15 protein-coding genes are annotated in these 15,578 nt (G+C 50.1%); 10 read left to right on the plus strand and 5 right to left on the minus strand.

Annotation, left to right across the window (positions count from 1 at the left end; translation table 11 throughout):
• Window positions 1-157: 157 nt before the first annotated feature.
• The 3 genes from mqo (at window position 158) to rraA (ending at window position 3,783) form a co-directional block, all read left to right on the plus strand.
• Entirely contained in the window at window positions 158-1,660 is a 1,503-nt protein-coding gene (mqo, locus tag J1836_RS18485; RefSeq protein WP_207252574.1) for a malate dehydrogenase (quinone), read from the plus strand.
• A gap of 223 nt (window positions 1,661-1,883) precedes the next feature.
• Window positions 1,884-3,194, plus strand: coding sequence for an isocitrate lyase (gene aceA / locus J1836_RS18490; RefSeq protein WP_207252575.1), 1,311 nt, complete (start codon window positions 1,884-1,886; stop codon window positions 3,192-3,194).
• Window positions 3,195-3,291: 97 nt separating this feature from the next.
• Window positions 3,292-3,783: a ribonuclease E activity regulator RraA gene (gene rraA / locus J1836_RS18495; RefSeq protein WP_207252576.1), complete on the plus strand. Its 492-nt coding sequence runs from the start codon at window positions 3,292-3,294 to the stop codon at window positions 3,781-3,783.
• Between the two features lie 10 nt (window positions 3,784-3,793).
• Here the strand turns inward: rraA and J1836_RS18500 are convergent, their stop codons facing one another.
• The 3 genes from J1836_RS18500 to J1836_RS18510 form a co-directional block, all read right to left on the minus strand.
• Window positions 3,794-5,386, minus strand: coding sequence for a TRAP transporter large permease (locus J1836_RS18500; protein ID WP_207252577.1), 1,593 nt, complete (start codon window positions 5,384-5,386; stop codon window positions 3,794-3,796).
• On the minus strand, window positions 5,383-5,919 hold the full coding sequence (locus J1836_RS18505) for a TRAP transporter small permease subunit (RefSeq protein WP_207252578.1): 537 nt from the start codon (window positions 5,917-5,919) through the stop codon (window positions 5,383-5,385). Before J1836_RS18505 ends, J1836_RS18500 begins: the two co-directional genes overlap by 4 nt.
• A 111-nt stretch (window positions 5,920-6,030) precedes the next feature.
• Window positions 6,031-7,143 (minus strand): TRAP transporter substrate-binding protein, encoded by a 1,113-nt coding sequence (locus tag J1836_RS18510; protein WP_207252579.1) that lies wholly within the window; start codon window positions 7,141-7,143, stop codon window positions 6,031-6,033.
• Between the two features lie 90 nt (window positions 7,144-7,233).
• Between J1836_RS18510 and J1836_RS18515 the strand changes: the two genes are divergently transcribed.
• The 5 genes from J1836_RS18515 (at window position 7,234) to J1836_RS18535 (ending at window position 10,729) form a co-directional block, all read left to right on the plus strand.
• Window positions 7,234-8,454: an argininosuccinate synthase gene (locus J1836_RS18515; protein WP_202716357.1), complete on the plus strand. Its 1,221-nt coding sequence runs from the start codon at window positions 7,234-7,236 to the stop codon at window positions 8,452-8,454.
• A 5-nt stretch (window positions 8,455-8,459) separates the two neighbouring features.
• Window positions 8,460-8,663, plus strand: coding sequence for a SlyX family protein (locus J1836_RS18520; RefSeq protein ID WP_207252580.1), 204 nt, complete (start codon window positions 8,460-8,462; stop codon window positions 8,661-8,663).
• Window positions 8,663-9,358, plus strand: coding sequence for a class I SAM-dependent methyltransferase (locus J1836_RS18525; protein ID WP_207252581.1), 696 nt, complete (start codon window positions 8,663-8,665; stop codon window positions 9,356-9,358). The genes J1836_RS18520 and J1836_RS18525 overlap by 1 nt, the downstream gene beginning before the upstream one ends.
• Window positions 9,359-9,444: 86 nt before the next feature.
• Window positions 9,445-9,834, plus strand: coding sequence for a DUF423 domain-containing protein (locus J1836_RS18530; RefSeq protein ID WP_207252582.1), 390 nt, complete (start codon window positions 9,445-9,447; stop codon window positions 9,832-9,834).
• Window positions 9,835-9,976: 142 nt separating this feature from the next.
• Window positions 9,977-10,729, plus strand: coding sequence for a metallophosphoesterase (locus tag J1836_RS18535; protein WP_207252583.1), 753 nt, complete (start codon window positions 9,977-9,979; stop codon window positions 10,727-10,729).
• Window positions 10,730-10,775: 46 nt separating this feature from the next.
• Here J1836_RS18535 and J1836_RS18540 read toward each other — a convergent pair whose 3' ends face one another.
• Together J1836_RS18540 and J1836_RS18545 are read right to left on the minus strand one after the other, a co-directional pair.
• On the minus strand, window positions 10,776-11,282 hold the full coding sequence (locus J1836_RS18540; protein ID WP_207252584.1) for a Fe-S cluster assembly transcription factor: 507 nt from the start codon (window positions 11,280-11,282) through the stop codon (window positions 10,776-10,778).
• 198 nt (window positions 11,283-11,480) lie between these two features.
• Entirely contained in the window at window positions 11,481-11,930 is a 450-nt protein-coding gene (locus J1836_RS18545) for a DUF1249 domain-containing protein (RefSeq protein ID WP_207252585.1), read from the minus strand.
• A 62-nt stretch (window positions 11,931-11,992) separates the two neighbouring features.
• On the opposite strand from J1836_RS18545, the gene J1836_RS18550 reads away from it, so the two are divergent.
• Window positions 11,993-13,630 carry an alpha-D-glucose phosphate-specific phosphoglucomutase gene (locus J1836_RS18550; RefSeq protein WP_207252586.1) on the plus strand — a complete coding sequence of 546 codons (1,638 nt, stop codon included), beginning with the start codon at window positions 11,993-11,995 and terminating at the stop codon, window positions 13,628-13,630.
• Window positions 13,631-13,724: 94 nt separating this feature from the next.
• Entirely contained in the window at window positions 13,725-15,515 is a 1,791-nt protein-coding gene (locus tag J1836_RS18555; RefSeq protein WP_207252587.1) for an Ig-like domain-containing protein, read from the plus strand.
• Window positions 15,516-15,578: the final 63 nt, after the last annotated feature.

Below are 15,578 nucleotides of genomic sequence, written 5' to 3' on the forward strand. Positions count from 1 at the left end.
TTGAAATGCTGCAATGCCGCATCCCACTTGGCTTTGCGCAGCATTTATCGATAGATTGTCGACAATCTTGTGAAAAATCCTGTCATCATCTGTAGAAATCACCTGACTTCCCGGTCTATTATCCTGCTTTTCCTGTCTTTGGCTGTTGAAGGTGGTTATGGTCGCGAAGAATGTAAACGTGGTACTGGTAGGGGCAGGTACAATGAGTGCCACCCTAGGTGTGTTACTCAAGCAATTGGATCCATTGTTGACAATCAGTATTGTTGAACGATTGGAAGATGTCGCTATGGAAAGTACCAGCGGTTGGAATAACGCTGGTACAGGTCATGCGGCGTATTGCGAGCTGAATTACACCCCTGAGAAATCAGATGGTAGTGTCGATGTCAGCAAGGCATATGCCATTAATGAATCCTTTGAGCGTACCTTGCAGTTTTGGTCTTATTTAGTGCAGCAACAAGCACTGCCTGATCCTGCCTCCTTCATCAACCCGACGCCGCACATGAGTTTTGTGTGGGGTGAAAAGAATGTTAATTTCTTGCGCAATCGTTTTGCCGTCATGAGCCAACATCACATGTTTGCAGGCATGGAATACAGCGAAGACCCCGCCGTATTGAGTGAATGGATGCCGTTAGTGATGAATGGGCGTGACCCTGAACAGCTTGTCGCAGGCACGCGTGTGCTGCACGGTAGCGATATTAATTTCGGTTCACTGACGCGCAGCATGATCGGCTATCTGCAAGCGTTCGATAACGTTGATTTGCTTCTTAAACATGAAGTCAGAAGCTTGCGTAAGCTACCGGATGGCAAATGGAGCATTGTCACGCAGGAAACCGATAGCATTCTGGATACCTTAACCCTCACGGCCGATTTTGTGTTCTTGGGCGCGGGCGGTGGTGCATTGCCGTTGCTGCAAAAATCCGGCATTGATGAGAGCAAAGGCTATGGTGGCTTCCCCGTCAGCGGTCAATGGTTAGTCTGTAAAAAACCGCAAATCGTTGAGCAACACTTTGCCAAGGTTTACGGCAAAGCCTCGATTGGCGCACCGCCGATGTCTGTCCCGCATTTGGATACGCGCATTATTGACGGTGAAAAAGCCTTGCTGTTTGGCCCTTTCGCGGGTTTCACCACCAAGTTCCTCAAGGAAGGCTCGGTTTTTGACCTGATCGAATCGGTTAAACCCAATAATTTGTTACCTATGCTTAAAGTGGGGGCAGGCAGTGTGGACTTGATTCGTTATCTGGTCACTGAAGTGATGCAGAACCACGAAGCACGCATGAACGCCCTGCGCGAATATTTCCCGAATGCACAAGCTGCTGATTGGACGCTTGCCAGTGCGGGGCAACGCGTGCAAATCATCAAGAAAGACCCGGTGAAAGGTGGCAAGCTTGAGTTCGGTACAGAAGTGATTACCGCAGCGGATGGTTCATTAGCCGCGTTGTTGGGTGCATCACCGGGGGCTTCGGTCACGGTGACAGCCATGTTGCAAGTATTGGAGAAGTGTTTCGCTGAAGAAATGGCTTCAGATGCTTGGAAAGGCAAGTTAAAGGAAATGATTCCGTCGTATGGCGAGTCCTTAGTGAATGATGCCGCCTTGCTTCAGCAGATTCGCCCGTCTACATTGTCGACATTGAGATTAGTCAAGACAGACCCTAAGCATTGATTCAGGCAATGGTAAGGATTGAATTAATTTTATTGTCGACAGATTATCGGTTCATTACTATCCAATTCCCGGATAATTTAAATGATTGTCCGGCATTTCATAAAACAGCAAGATTCGCATTAGCGAACTGAGAGAGGAATAAAGGATTGCCCTAGGCAACCAATGGCAGATTGCCGACATTTTACCGGTTTCGTTCACTTTTATTGACTCTGAGGAACACTACATGACAACTCGTGAAGCACAGATTGCAGCTCTGGAAAAAGACTGGGCAGAAAACCCACGTTGGGCAAACGTCAAGCGTACTTACAGCGCTGCTGACGTAGTACGCCTGCGCGGTTCTTTGCAAGTTGATCACACGCTGGCAAAGCGTGGTTCTGCTAAACTGTGGGATCTGGTAAACGGCGGCGCGAAAAAAGGCTACGTTAACGCATTCGGCGCGATCAGTGCTGGTCAAGCGATGCAACAAGCTAAAGCAGGTCTGGAAGCAGTTTACCTGTCCGGCTGGCAGGTTGCTGCTGATGGCAATACCTCAGAAACCATGTACCCTGACCAATCTCTGTACGCTTATGATTCCGTACCAACCATGGTTCGCCGTATCAACAACACCTTCAAGCGTGCTGACGAAATCCAATGGGGTCGTGGCATCAGCCCAACTGACGAAGGCGGTATCGACTACTTCCTGCCTATCGTCGCTGACGCAGAAGCCGGTTTCGGCGGCGTTCTGAACGCATTTGAACTGATGAAGAACATGATCACCGCAGGCGCGGCTGGCGTTCACTTTGAAGACCAATTGGCTGCGGTTAAGAAATGCGGTCACATGGGCGGCAAAGTATTGGTGCCAACTTCTGAAGCGGTTGAGAAGCTGATTTCTGCACGTTTCGCGGCTGACGTTATGGGCGTTCCTACCGTTATCTTGGCGCGTACTGACGCTGAAGCAGCTAACCTGATCACGTCTGACCACGACGCAAACGACAAGCCGTTCCTGACGGGCGAGCGTACTGCTGAAGGTTTCTACCGCGTTAAGAACGGTCTGGAACAGTCCATCAGCCGTGGCGTTGCTTACGCGCCTTACGCTGACATGGTGTGGTGTGAAACGGGCAAGCCTGACCTTGGCTTTGCGCGTGAATTCGCCCAAGCGGTACAAGCAGCTTGCCCAGGCCAATTGTTGTCTTACAACTGCTCACCGTCGTTCAACTGGAAGAAAAACCTGTCTGACACGCAAATCGCTTCTTTCCAAGAAGATTTGGCAGCAATGGGTTACAAATACCAGTTCATCACTTTGGCGGGTATCCACGTCAACTGGTACAACAGCTTCCAGTTTGCACACGCTTACGCACGCGGCGAAGGCATGAAGCACTACGTCAATATGGTTCAAGAACCTGAATTTGCTGCGCGTGAAAAAGGTTACACCTTCGTTTCTCACCAGCAAGAAGTGGGCGTTGGTTACTTCGATGACGTTACTACCGTTATCCAAGGTGGTTCTTCATCCGTAACTGCGTTGACTGGCTCTACTGAAGAAGAGCAATTCCATTAAGATTTAACGTTCAGACCGCACGGTTTGAATAAGTAATCTGGAAAAGCCCGGCGCTAACACGTCGGGCTTTTTAATTTCAGCCATTGCAAGGAGATTCATGATGACATTCAAAACAGCCGATCTGCTCGACGACAACGAAGACAAACCACTGCAAGTGGTGCAACCGGGTTTTAACAACTACGGTGGTCGTTCTAAATTTGCAGGCGAAATCGTCACGATCAAAATTTACGAAGATAATTCATTGGTACGTGAGCTGGTTGCCGAAGATGGTAAGGGCAAAGTACTGGTGGTGGATGGCGGCGGTTCTACCCGTTGCGCCCTGCTGGGCGATATGCTCGCTGAAAAAGCCGTGAAAAACGGCTGGAACGGCATTGTCGTTTACGGTTTGATCCGCGATTCCGTGGATATTGGGCAGATGGACATCGGTGTGAAAGCTCTCGGTACTTTGCCGCTGAAGAGCGTCAAGCGTGGCGTAGGTTTGCGTAACGAAGTGGTGCGTTTCCACGACGTGGCGTTTACGCCCGGTGAATACCTGTATTCGGATGAGGACGGGATGATTGTGTCTCCCGTCCCTTTGCTCGGCGAATAAGCGGAATAAACTACTTATCCAACTGGAAATTTAGCTCATTACTGTCTTTTTTGGCTGGCTCTGGTGGTTTTGCCGGAGCTTGCCCATCCAGATTAAACTGCAATTCATTACTGCCTGAACTCGCTGCGGGTTTGTTACTGCTTTCCATCTGGAAGTTGATTTCCTGACCCTGTGGTGCAGGTGCATGACCCTTATCCAGCAAGGTTGTCACCAACCCCGGTGAGAACATCACGATCAACGTCATGATCATTTGCAGCCCCACCCACGGCAATGCGCCCCAGTAAATATCGCTGCTTTTCACCTCTTTCGGCGCAACCCCGCGCAAATAGAACAGTGCAAACCCAAACGGCGGGTGCATGAATGAGGTTTGAATATTCACGCTCAAGGTAATCCCGAACCAGATCAATGCGCCGGTTGCCGCAGCTTGTTCATTGCCGCCAAAACTCGCCAGTAACACGGGGGTGAGAATCTTCTGCGCAACAGGTGCAAGCAACGGCACGAGAATGAACACGATCTCAAAAAAGTCGAGGAAGAACGCTAGAAAGAAAATAAACAGGTTGACGATCAACATAAAGCTGATCCAGCCACCGGGCAAATCCGAAAACAGGCTTTCCACCCAATGTCCGCCATCGACGCCCTGGAACACCACCGAAAACGTGGTTGCGCCGATCAGGATGAAGATGACCATTGAGGTAATCCGTGCAGTATTTTTGTAGGCTTGGGTGATTAAGCTCCACCATTCTGCCGTGCCGCCGAGTTGTTTACGCCGCAAATATGCCAGCAACACCGCGCCCATCGCACCCATTGCGCCCGATTCGGTCGGCGTGGCAATGCCCAGCATGATCGTGCCCAATACCAAGAAAATCAGCACAGCGGTAGGAATAATGCCACGCAAGGCTTTCTTCCACAGGGCTGAACCTTTCAGCGTAATCTCATTTTCAGGAATGCCGGGTAGCCATTCGGGTTTGATGCGGGTCAGGAAAAACGTGTACAGCATGAACAAGCCGATTTGCATGGCTGCCGGAATCCACGCGCCCAGATACATGCTGCCCACGTCGGCACTCGCGGTCGGTGTTTTCAACTGGTCAGCCAGAATAATCAGCACCAACGAAGGCGGAACAATCTGCGCAATTGTGCCCGAAGCAGCCAATACGCCCGTGGTGTAGCGCATGTTATAGCCATAACGCATCATCACAGGGAGTGAAATCATCGCCATAGCAATCACTTGCGCCGCAACCGTGCCAGTAATTGCACCCAGCACAAAGCTCACCAAAATCACCGAATAACCCAAACCGCCGCGTACCCGCCCAAACAATTGCCCCATTGAATCGAGCATGTCTTCGGCAAGACGGCTGCGTTCCAGCACCGCACCCATAAACGTGAAAAACGGTATCGCCAGCAATAATTCGTTGGCAATGACACTGCCAAAAATCCGCTGCGGAATCGCTTGCAAAAAGGACAGGGTGAAAAAGCCCATTTCAATCGAAATAAAGCCAAAAAACAGCCCGACCGCCATCAAGGAAAAGGCGACAGGGAAGCCGACTAGCATGAATAGCACCAGCCCTGCAAACATCAGCAGGGGCATCATTTCCAATGTAATCATTGTTCTGGCCTCTCGTAGTGGGTATCAAGCTGGATTTCGCCTTTGAGCGCGGCGAAGCGTTTCACCAGTTCCGATAAGCCTTGCAGGACTAGCAAACCGAAGCCGAGCGGCAGCATGAATTTGATGGGGTAGCGCGGTAATCCGCCGGAATTGCTGGAGTGTTCCATGATGTCCCACGAGGGCAAAAACAGTGTTTTCCATGACAGCCACGCGAACAGGGTGCAGGCGGGGAGCAGGAATAGCAGTAGGCCGAAAATGTCGATCCATAGGCGGGCGCGGTCGGAAACGTTGCCGTAAATGATGTCTACGCGCACATGCCCGTTTTGCGCGAGTGTGTAGGATGCGCCTAGCATGACGGCTGCACCGAACAAGTACCACTGCAATTCCAGTGGCCAGTTGTCGCTGATGTCGAGGCTGTAGCGGAGTAGGGCGTTGCCTGCACTGACGACGCAGGCGAGCAGTATTAGGACGTTGGCGAGTTGCCCGAACTTGTCGTTCATGGCATCAACGGCGCGAGAAAAGGCTAGTAGCATGGTGAAGATACCCCCGCTTGTGGTGATGTAGGTCGGGCTTCAGCCCGACAACGATACAGCGTTTGCACAACGTCGGACTAAAGTCCGACCTACACACCGACCTACATCTGATTAGAGTTTTTTGGCGAACGCGAACTTGGCGTAGGATTGTTCTGCCACGCTAAACCATTGCGCTTGGTTGTTGCGGAACACTTTCCAATCGTCGTAGATCTTTTTGAACTTGGGGTTGGCTTTGGATTCTTCGTCGTAAGTTTCCAGCGTGGCTTTGAAGCAGGCCTCCATGATTTCGTCGCTGAATTGGCGCAATTTCACATCACCTTGCAGCAAGTTGGCGAGGGCTTGCGGGTTATTTGCGTCGTATTTCGCCTGCATGTCGTTGTGAGCGAGTTGGCAAGCGGCTTCCCACGCGGCTTTGTAAGCATCCGGCAGCTTTTCCCACTGTTCTTTGTTGACGTAGAACGATAGTTGCGGGCCTGCTTCCCACCAGCCGGGTGTGTAGTAGTTTTTGACGATTTTGGCGAAACCGAGTTTCTCGTCGTCGTAAGGGCCTACCCATTCGGCAGCGTCAATCGTGCCTTTTTCGAGTGCCGGGTAAATTTCGCCGCCGGGTAATTGCTGTGGCACTACGCCGAGCTTGCTCAAGACGCGCCCTGCAAAACCACCGACGCGGAATTTCAAACCTTCCAAGTCTTTGACCGTGTTGATTTCTTTGTTGAACCAGCCGCCCATTTGTACGCCGGTATTGCCGCCCATGAAATTGACGACGTTGTATTCGGCGAACAGTTCGCGCATCAGTTTCATGCCATTGCCGTGCAACATCCACGCAGTTTGCTGGCGCGAGGTCAGGCCGAAGGGTACGGCGCAATCGAAGGCAAGGGCGGGATTTTTGCCAAAGTAGTAGTAAGAGGCGGTGTGTCCCGCTTCGACGGTGCCGTTTTGGATCGCGTCCAGCACTTGCAGGCCGGGCACGATTTCGCCCGCTGCAAACACTTTGATGGTGAATTTACCGCCAGTGATTTTATCCAGTGCCGCCGCGAGTACGTCGGATGCGCCGAAAATAGTGTCAAGTGATTTTGGGAAGCTGGAGGTTAAGCGCCAACTGATGGTGGGTAAATCAGCCGTTACCGCTTTAGCCGCTTCATCAGCAGCCAAGGCAGCACCCGAAGCCGTCACCAGTGCGGCAGCACCCGCAGCAGTTTGTTTCAGAAATGAACGACGTTCCATAGTTACTCCTCTCTCTCGTTTGTAGTGCAAGCGATGAGTGTAGCGCATATAATGCGCGGTTTCGATTACCACAACGGGAACACTTAAAACATGGCACAGTCTGTCAACAAAGTCGTGTTAGCCTACTCCGGCGGCTTGGATACTTCCATCATCGTGCGGTGGCTGCAAGAAAATTACGGGTGCGAAATCGTCACCTTCACGGCTGACATCGGTCAGGGCGAAGAAGTTGAACCTGCGCGTTCCAAGGCCTTGGCAATGGGCATTAAACCGGAAGAAATCTTCATCGAAGACCTGCGCGAAGAATTCGTGCGTGACTACGTGTTCCCGATGTTCCGCGCTAACACCATTTACGAAGGCGAATACCTGCTGGGCACATCCATCGCTCGTCCGTTGATCGCTAAGCGTTTGATTGAAATCGCTAACGACACAGGTGCGGATGCCATTTCCCACGGCGCAACCGGCAAAGGTAACGACCAAGTGCGCTTTGAACTCGGTGCTTACGCGTTGAAACCGGGCGTGAAAGTGATTGCCCCGTGGCGCGAATGGGACATGAATTCCCGCGCTGATTTGATGGCGTATGCTGAAAAGCACAATATTCCAGTCGACTTCAAGAAAGCGGGCAAGAAATCCCCGTACTCAATGGATGCCAACCTGTTGCACATTTCTTATGAAGGCGGCCCATTGGAAGATCCGTGGTTTGAAGCCGAAGAAGACATGTGGCGTTGGAGCGTTTCCCCGGAAACTGCGCCAGACAAGCCAACCTACGTCGAAATCACCTTCAAAGGCGGTGATGCAGTAGCGTTAGACGGTCAAGAAATGTCAGCCTCTGCCATCCTCGAAACCCTCAACAAACTGGGTGGTGCAAACGGTATCGGGCGTTTGGACTTGGTGGAAAACCGCTACGTCGGCATGAAATCTCGCGGCTGCTACGAAACCCCCGGCGGCACAATCTTGTTGCCTGCGCACCGTGCGATTGAATCCCTCACCCTCGACCGTGAAGTCGCGCATTTGAAAGACAGCCTGATGCCGAAGTACGCCGAGCTGGTTTACAACGGTTACTGGTGGAGCCCTGAGCGCAAGATGATGCAAACCATGATCGACGCATCGCAAGCCTTCGTCAACGGCACAGTGCGCATGAAGTTGTACAAAGGTGCGGTAACGGTTGCCGGTCGTAAATCCGACGACAGCCTGTTCGACGCACGCATTGCCACGTTTGACGATGACGGCGGCGCGTACAACCAAAAAGACGCGGAAGGTTTCATCAAACTGAATGCGCTGCGGATGCGGATTGCTGCGGTAAAAGGTCGCTAATCCGAGTGGAAGCACGCATAGAAAAACTGGAGCTCCTGTTCATGGAACAGGAGCAGATGCTAGAAACGTTGAGCCATCAGCTTTACCTGCAACAAAAAGACATTACCTCGGCGTTGCTGGAAATCGAACGGCTTAATGAAAAGCTCAAATCCATCACCCCGTCTGCCGTCGGTAGTCAGGCGGACGAAACCCCACCCCCGCATTATTGATGTCCGATCGTTATCAATTGGTGCAAACCCCTGCACGACTGGAACTGCACGACACCCACGATCCCAAAGTGGGTGCTGTGTATGTCGATTTCGTGGATGGCAAGGCTCAACACCGCCGTAAATTCGGGGGTGGCAAAGGGCAAGATATTGCCAAAGCGATTGGTTTACATAAATTCAAACACCCGCATGTGATTGACGCAACCGCAGGTTTAGGGCGCGAATCGTTCGTGCTCGCGACCTTGGGTTGCACCGTGACCTTGCTGGAACGTTCCCCGATAATTCACGCCTTGTTAGCCGATGGGCTGATACGCGCTCTGCGTAGCGATGATGGTGAGGCGGTGGAAATTGCTTCACGCATGACCTTGCATCAGACGGATGCACTCGTGTGGCTGAAAACAATCACCGCTGATAGCTTGCCTGATGTAGTTTACCTCGACCCTATGTTCCCAGAGCGGCAAAAATCTGCGTTGGTACAAAAAGAGATGCGCTTTTTCCATGAAGTGGTGGGAGCGGATGAGGATGGCGATGCTTTGCTCGAACTGGCGATTCAACAGGCAAAACGCCGCGTGGTGGTGAAACGCCCGCGTCATGCCCCAGCGTTGCAAGGCGTTAAGCCCGCTTTCGTCATTGCCGGGAAAGCGGTGCGTTACGATGTGTATTTAGGCAAAGCAGCTCCGCAAGAGCGTGCCGAGTAGGAATAAAATACCGACCCATGCCATGACTCTGAGAATGACTCGGTATAATTGGCGTCTTTCGTGTGTATTCATAAGTTAAATTAATCATGAAAAGAAACTATTTTCTGCTGATTGCCAGTGTGTCGGGAATGCTCGCAGTGATACTAGGGGCATTTGGTGCTCATGGGTTGGAAAATCACCTAGATGCGAAGATGTTGCAACGTTTTCATACGGGTGTCGAGTACCAGTTTTACCATTCGTTAGGATTATTAATGATAAGTATTTTATATAAACTCATTAGTAGTAAATATTTGCACTATGCTGGTTATGCCTTTCTTTTGGGTATTATTTTGTTTTCAGGAAGTCTTTATCTTTATGTTTTAACAGGAAATAAGAGCTTTGCCATGGTCACGCCACTGGGTGGGCTTAGCTTCATTGTTGGCTGGGCGTTCTTGGCTTTTTCAGCGCGAAACTTTACGCATTCAGAGAAAATATAGGATAAAGTTATTTCTTATTGAGGGTGGTTGAGTTAAGCTTTTTTAAAGCGAATGCTGGTTCAATGGGTGTCATAACAAAATACAAAAGCAAACCCTGCGTCGACTGGCTACTATTGGTTAAGTTACCCTCGGGATTGTGACCATGAGTTATACACCTTTTAAATTTTTCGGTAAAAATTCATCTGGGCGTGATTTTGTCGTGGGCGATATTCATGGCTCTTTCTCCGCACTGGAAAAACTGTTGCAACGCGTGCATTTTGATCCTGAGTGTGATCGTGTCTTTGCCGTCGGTGATTTGATTGACCGTGGCTCTGAATCGCATCGGGTGATCGAATTTCTAAACTACCCGTGGTTTCATTCGATTATGGGCAACCATGAAAGGATGTTGCTGGATGCTGAGTTCAGTTCCGCGATTTTGGATAATTGGACGCGCTATAACGGTGGGGCATGGTGGAAAAGAGTGCCAGAGCATATCCAACCCCGTATCCGCAAAGTGGTAGAAAAACTACCGTTAGCGTTTGAAGTGTCCACCGCTATCGGGCATGTGGGTGTTGTTCATGCGGATATTCCGACAGGCACACCGTGGCATCAGTTTATCCGTTCGTTGGATGCTGACTCCGACATGGAAGAATATGCGCTGTGGTCACGCAACCGTTACAAGCATTTTAAAATGCTGGGGCGGACAGTGCCCGTAGAGGGAATTGATTTAGTGGTGTTTGGGCATACGCCAGTGGGTAAGCCGCTGCATACCGCCAATTTCTATTACATCGACACGGGTGCATCGTTGTTAGACGATAAAGCCTTGGGAACGTTGACGATGCTGCAAATCCATCCGGTGATGGAATTACATCAGTTTGATGTACGCACACAAAAGCGGGAAAAAATGATCGCTTAAAACCCAGTTAGGGGGAGTATCATGCAGATGACTCACCCCTAACTCATTAGCAACTTGCACTGATATTTGCGCCGACCCGCGCTGGACGTGGTGGGAACATGGTAGCGATGCGGCTGGCAATGGTATCTTGACGACGTGACACTTCCCGAATCTCTGGGCGATTAATGAAACTTGCCAGTGTCAAATCATCCAAAAACGCATACAAGCGCGAGCTAAGGTCTTCCCATAATTGATGGGTTAAGCACTTCTCGCCACCTTGGCAATCTTTGTTACCCAAGCAACGGGTTACATCAATGTTTTCATCGACTGAATTGATGATTTCTGCAATGCTAATCTGGCTGGCAGGGCGACCTAAACGGTAGCCGCCACCAGGGCCGCGCACGCCCTCGACTAACCCTTCTTTACGGAGCTTGGCAAATAACTGTTCCAGATAAGACAGGGAAATGCCTTGGCATTGCGAAATATCTGCCAGCGTCACCGGGCCTTCATGGTCATGAATCGCCAGATCCAGCATGGCAGTGACCGCGTATCGACCTTTTGTGGACAATTTCATGAGTGTACTCCTTGGCAGTGTGTGGCTGCGTATTAATTCCCGACTGAATTACTCAGTATATTAGAGAAACCTAGTGTATCAGTCAAGAATATTTACACTTTTATCTTGTACAAGATGTGGGCATTTTCCACTTTTCTTAGCGGTATTGCGAGGATTAATGTTTCAATAGTTGTACAAGACATCTGCTTGATACTTCCTTTAAGTAAAGCAATGCCCTTGGCGACGTAAATAATTCGTCCATTTGTACAAAAAACGGTTCATGCGCCAGCGGCAAAGCAGCATGGTGTCGAGTTCTTTACCCCAATACTGTACAACATCGTCCGTTAAGCGGCAGCGGTGGCTGATCACCTCAGCTTGGCGCGAATCGTGGTAGACCCGCACTAACATATCCGGGCGATTATCTTTGTTACCGCTGCGTTCGTGGAATAGGTACGTCAGCATCAACGTGGTGGTATGGCGGGAATTTTCAATCAGGCTTAAAGCTACCGGAATACCACCCGTGATCCGCGAAACGGTTTCGTCCGGTAAGCTACGGATGTCGCCGCACAATAGACGCAGTTTGATATAATTTATTTCATACATTTCCATCAGCGCAGCGAAAGATTGTGGCTGTGGGGTGAAGCTCGCGGGTTGTTCTTTAACTAACATAAATTCATAATGGGCTGGTAACAATTTCATCCTAACAAAAACCAACGGGTAAGCGTACTGCTATGACTATCCAGATCATCAAGACCACGCCTTTCGATGACCAAAAACCGGGGACATCCGGTTTACGTAAAAGCGTCAAACACTTCAAAAAGCCAGACTACCTGCAAACCTTTGTACAAGCGATTTTTAATACGCTTGACACTATACAAGGTAGCACCCTGATTCTTGGCGGTGATGGGCGTTACTTTAACCGCGAAGCGATTCAGATTATTTTGCGCATGGCGGCTGCCGCCGGTTTCGGGCGCGTTATTGTCGGGCAGGGCGGGATACTTTCCACGCCTGCCGCGTCCAACCTGATTCGCCAATACCAAGCACTGGGCGGGATTATCCTCTCGGCAAGCCATAATGCGGGCGGCCCCGAAGGTGATTTCGGCATCAAGTTCAATGGCGCAAACGGTGGCCCCGCGCCTGAAAGCATGACCGAAGCCATGTTTGCTGCCGCGAAACAGATTCACGAATATCACATCGTGCCGCTCAACCCAATTCCAGTGGATAAGCTGGGTACGTATCAGCTCTCAGGAATGCAGGTGGAAGTGGTGGATTCGGTCAGTGCTTACCTTGCGCTGATGGAAACGCTGTTCGACTTCGACAAAATTGCCGCGTTGCTGACCTCCGACCATTTCAAGATGCGCTTTGATGCCATGCACGCGGTGACGGGCCCTTACGGTCATCGGATTTTGGAAGAGCGCTTGGGTGCACCTGTCGATACGGTGATTCAAGGCGAACCGCTGGCAGACTTTGGCGGCGGGCATCCTGACCCGAATCAAACGCACGCGCATGAACTCATGGCAATGCTGTATGCGCGGAATTCCGATATTGATTTTGGCGCAGCTTCCGACGGCGACGGCGACCGCAATATGATTCTGGGCAAGCGTTTTTTTGTAACCCCTAGCGATAGTCTCGCGATTTTGGCAGCAAATGCTCGCCTGATTCCGGGTTATAAAGAGGGCATTGCGGGCATTGCGCGTTCCATGCCGACCAGCCAAGCACCGGATCGGGTCGCAGCAAAACTGGGTATCCCGTGTTTTGAAACGCCGACCGGCTGGAAGTTTTTCGGCAATTTGTTGGACGCTGGCAAGATCACGCTGTGCGGTGAAGAGAGCTTTGGTACAGGTTCTGATCATGTACGCGAAAAAGACGGTTTGTGGGCGGTGTTGTTCTGGCTGAACTTGCTGGCGGAAAAGCAGGATTCGGTGGAAAATATTGTGCGCAAGCATTGGGCGGAATACGGGCGCAATTACTATTCACGCCACGACTACGAAGCGATTGACATGCAAGACGCGAATGCACTGGTTGATGCGTTGCAAGCGCAGTTGTCGGGCTTGGCAGGCAAGTCCTTCGGTGCGTTAAGCGTGCGTGCGGCGGATAATTTCACCTACACCGATCCGGTCGATGGTTCAGTGAGCAAAAATCAAGGGATTCGCATCCTGTTTACTGACGGTTCGCGCATTATCTTCCGCTTATCGGGTACAGGGACGCAGGGTGCAACCTTGCGTGTTTACCTCGAAAAGTACGAAGCGGATGTCAGCAAGCACGATCAGGATGTGCAAGATGCGTTGGCTGATCTCCTCGCCATCGTGCAAACAGTTGCCAGAATCGAGCACTTTACTGGGCGCGAAGCGGCGGATGTTGTGACGTAATAATAAATTTTATCTATGTAATTCATTGATTACAGCTTGCCCATTATGCTATAAAATATACTAATTCAGTGTATTTTATAGCAGGGGCTTATCCATGACTTCCTTATTTAAAGGTAATGGCGATTTTTCGATGCCGTGGCTGGCTGTATTGCTGGTGTTTGTCTGGTTAGGCATTTTCGATACAGTCATGGCGGCTGGAAATCAGCCCCCTAGCGCTACTGGGCAGGCGCTATCCACAAAAGAAGACACCAAGAAGAGCATCACGCTGAGTGGCAAAGACCCAGAGAAGAAAAAGCTCACGTATGCGATTGTCAGTCAGCCTGCACATGGCACGTTGACGCTGAAGGCGAACAAAGCGACTTATACACCAACCAAAGATTATTTCAGTTCGGTAGGATCACCCGATAGCTTTACCTTTAAGGTGAATGATGGTCAGTTGGATTCAGCACCAGTGCAAGTAATCATGATGGTAACGGCTGTTAATGATCCGCCAGTTGCGCAAGTTGGCAGTGTAATCTCAGTCAAAGATAAACCGCTGGATATTACCCTGACTGGAACAGACCCAGAGGGAGATGATTTAACCTATACGCCTGCTAAAACTAGCAAGAAAGGCGGAATCCTGAAGCTAAAAGCGGGCAATGTTGTTACCTATACTCCCAAGAAAGGTTTTGTGGGGGCGGACAGTTTCACGTTTGTAGTCGCCGATAGCAAAAAAGCCAAGTCCAAAACGGCAACGATTAGCGTGAATGTTCTCAATAACCTTGCTCCTGTAGCCAATGCTGGCGCAGACCAAACAGTGAACGCTGGTGGTGGTGGGGTGGTGCTTAGTGGCATTGGCAGTCATGATCCTGATGGCACTATTGCGAGTTATTTTTGGCGGCAAATGTCCGGCACGCCAGTAACATTATTTGCGGAGAATACTGCGACACCTAGTTTTATTGCTCCGGCTCTGGAGGCTGAAGAAATCCTTACTTTTGAGCTGAAGGTTACAGACAATAGCGGCGCAACGAGCGTTGACTATGTGGATGTTATCGTAACTGTACAAGGCCACGGTGGTTTGTCTTTGAATGGTGTTGTAGGTGGCAGGGTGACATTTTTTGACAATCTCCAAAACGTAACGACTATTCCTGACGATGCATGGGTGAGGATTGTCCCTTCTCGTTTCCAAAATGACGACAGTCATTGGCACGGGGTGCACTGCAAAATGGGGAGTGACGGTAGTTTTGGTAGTGACAACTGCTATACCGAAGACGAAACAGCCAATCTTGCAATGGCGCTTCTTGATGATACGGAAACATTCCAGATTGCTATTTATAAAAACCACATTGATAGCACAGATTACCATTGGAATTGTGGGGAGGATGTCTATAAATTTGTAGGAAATAATTCCCCTAAAAGTCAGTGGGAAAGCGTTACTGTTACCCCTAATGATTACCAGGATCGCAGCGGTGAACAATGTGGGGAGAATAATGGGGTTCTGCCATTGAATGGTATTGTCAGCGGTAACGTGGCATTTGTGGATGGTAGCCAGAACGCAATCGCTATTCCTGCTGATGCTTGGGTGAGAATTGTTCCTTCCCGTTTCCAAAACAACGTTAGTCATTGGCATGGATTGCAGTGCAAACTGGGGAGTGATGGTAGTTTCGGTAGTAGCAATTGCTATACCCAAGACGAAACAGAAAATCTTGCGCAAGCGCTTGCTGATGATGCAGAAACATTCCAGATTGTTGTTTACAAAAATCACATTGATAGTACTGGGTATCATTGGAATTGTGGGGAAGATGCGTACAAATATGTGGATGGTAGTGCCGCTAAAAATGGGTGGGAGAGCATTACCGTTATCCCTGATGATTATCAAGATCGCAGTGGGGAGCAATGCAATTAATCAAAGAGTGAAGAGATGCGCATTATTTTCCATTTAACGTATTGTTATCGCAGGGGCTTATCC

Source organism: Thiothrix fructosivorans (assembly GCF_017349355.1).
Classification (GTDB): Bacteria; Pseudomonadota; Gammaproteobacteria; order Thiotrichales; family Thiotrichaceae; genus Thiothrix; species Thiothrix fructosivorans.